Here is a 2560-nt window from a genome sequence, read left to right as displayed (position 1 = left end):
GGAGACGCCGCCCCGACATCCTGCGCCACCATCGACTCGGTACGTCCAACGACCAGGCTCGAGGCGTTCAACAACCRCATCAAGGTCACCATCCGCATGGCCTACGGCTTCCACCACGTCGACAACCTCATCAGCCTGATCATGCTCCGATGCGGCGGCCTCGACATCCGACTACCCCCAACCCACCAACTAACCCACGAAAACAGCAGAAGCCTCCCAAAACAGCACTCTGGCCCCTTGTCCACTTGCCGGTTTTATATCTTTTTATAATATTTTATAATCTTTTATAATGTTTTATAATCTTTATATTTTCTGCCTTGTGACACAATACAGTGGAGGTATCCATGACTAGGCAACGGCACAGTAACCCTTTCAAACCCACAGCTGGCCGTATGCCGCCACTACTCATCGGTCGCGACAACATCATCAATGACTTCGAGGAAGGACTTGATGACGGGCCCGGTGCACCTGGACGCCTGATGCGTGTAACCGGAGCGCGAGGAGTCGGCAAAACCGTGATACTAACGGAATTTGGCCGCATAGCCAAAAACCGAAAATGGGAAGTAATCGACGAAACGGCCTCCAATGGTCTTGCGCAGCGGCTGCTCGACCGCTTGTCCCCATCCAACACGGCATTCAATGTCTCGCTTAAGCCATCACTATCGGTCACCGGGATGGGCAGTCTGAACCTTGGCGAAGCCAATATCTCGTCACAGCAGATGCCGCTAACGCTTCGGGAGGCACTGAGCCGCAAATTGGACTCGCTTGAGCGCAAGCATGCTGGGCTCCTTGTCACCATTGACGAAGCTCAAGCTGCAGAGCGTGCTGACATGGTCGCCATAGCCACCGCTGTACAGCATCTGATTCGCGAGGAACGTGACGTTGCGTTCATCTTCGCCGGTTTGCCCACCATCGCGTCCAAATGGCTCAACGACGAAGTATTGACGTTCCTGCGCCGCGCCCAAGCGGAACAGTTGGGCGATATTCCATTGCAGGATGTCAAAGACGCCTTTGAAGACACGTTCCACGATTCCGGCATCACCATTGATGGGGAAGCCCTCGACATGGCAGCGGACGCTACTGAAGGCTATCCGTTTATGATTCAATTGGTCGGCTATCATATTTGGCGCATAACCTATCGGCGGCACCAGAACGAAGATCGCACAAGCGACAGCGGCATTATCGTCTCCGAGAAGGACGCCGCCCAAGGTATCGCCAATGCTTTAAACCGGCTCGGCGACGCTGTGCATGGTCCCGAACTGGACGGCCTGTCTCCCATCGACAAGACTTATCTGCTGGCCATGGCCCAAGATAATGGCCCCTCATCGACTTCGGTGGTCGCCGAGCGTATGGGCAAAGACGTCAACTATGCCAACATCTACCGGACAAGATTGATTGATGCTCAAGTCATCAGGGACGCCGGTTACGGAAAGGTGGATTTCGCAATCCCCTATCTCAGGCAATACTTGAGAGAACATGCAGCCTATATCCGCATGAGCAGCGCTCGGTAACGTGCGGCTCCTCAACCAGCAACGATTCTGCCATGGCCGGCTTGGGCTGGCGCTATTACGCCAATCCCGCCCTGGCCATGGCAGAATCGTTGCTGCTGAAGTTATGGATCCGTCAAGCACCGACGAGCTCGAGCATCTGGGGGATGCTCTTCTTGCCGAACTCGACTTTCTGCTCGACCGTCTGCTCGGTCTCGCCACCTTCGCCCTCAGCGCCGGCACCGGAGCCGCGGTTGATGACGATGCAGGGCACGCTCATCGCACCGTACTGGTCCTTGAGCTCCGGGAAGTGCGAGACGTCGTAGGCTTCGGCACGCACCAGCGGGTTCAGGGAGGCGATGCGCTGGGCGGACAGTACGGTCTCTGGGCACATCGTGCAGGTCAGCGACACGAGGATCATGATGTCGGTCGGCTCCGTGATCTCTGCCGCACGGGCCTTGAGATCGTCGCCGAGCGGCTGGCCGGGGCCGGCCGCATTGTACAGGCCCAGCACGAACGAGTTGAACTCATGGCCGGACGGCACACCGTGGAAGGCGAGGCCGGTGAAGGTCAGACGATTCGACGTTTCCGCATCGGCGACGCACAGACGCACGGCCGGGCGGGCCAGCGGCAGCACGCCGGCCGGGTCGAACGTGGCGCGGCCGGAGTCGTCCAATGAACCGTACAGCGGCAGCGACGCAGTGGCGCTACCATCGCCGGCGCCCGCTGCAGAGCCAGCACCCGTCTCAGAGTCGGCACCCGGCAGCACGACCTCCAACGGTTCGCCGACCACCAGACCGGCCGGCGCCGATGCGCCATCCACCGCAGTAATAAGCCCCGCGGCATCCACAGACACCGAGTTCAGCTTATCGCCGGACAAAGCCACCATCTCCCCCACGAATCCTTGCAATTCCGAGGAAAGCGGAGTGTCATCCAGCTCAAGGACCAGCGTGACCGGGCGGGTCATACGCCCGAAGACCACGCCCAGCTGCTGCTTGATGGCGGCGGAGAACAGCTCGCCGGGCTTCTTCGCCGTCTGCGCGGCGGCGGCAGCGGCATCAGCACTGGCGCTT

At 59.2% G+C, this 2560-nt stretch carries 3 protein-coding genes; 2 read left to right on the top strand and 1 reads right to left on the bottom strand.

What is annotated here, in order from left to right; all coding sequences use genetic code 11:
- Nucleotides 1–270 (top strand): transposase (locus tag BREU_RS10955; protein WP_156100233.1); only part of this gene is annotated, 270 nt, incomplete at its 5' end.
- Nucleotides 271–344: 74 nt separating this feature from the next.
- A complete protein-coding gene (locus BREU_RS10950) occupies nucleotides 345–1511 on the top strand; it encodes an ATP-binding protein (protein WP_044089209.1) in 1167 nt (388 codons plus the stop codon).
- A gap of 112 nt (nucleotides 1512–1623) precedes the next feature.
- Here the strand turns inward: BREU_RS10950 and BREU_RS10945 are convergent.
- Nucleotides 1624–2560 (bottom strand): thioredoxin family protein (locus BREU_RS10945; protein WP_044096004.1); only part of this gene is annotated, 937 nt, incomplete at its 5' end.

This window comes from Bifidobacterium reuteri DSM 23975 (genome assembly GCF_000741695.1).
GTDB lineage: Bacteria > Actinomycetota > Actinomycetes > Actinomycetales > Bifidobacteriaceae > Bifidobacterium > Bifidobacterium reuteri.
The sequence above is the reverse complement of the archived record's forward strand: the minus strand, read 5'-3'. Positions and strand labels throughout refer to the sequence as shown.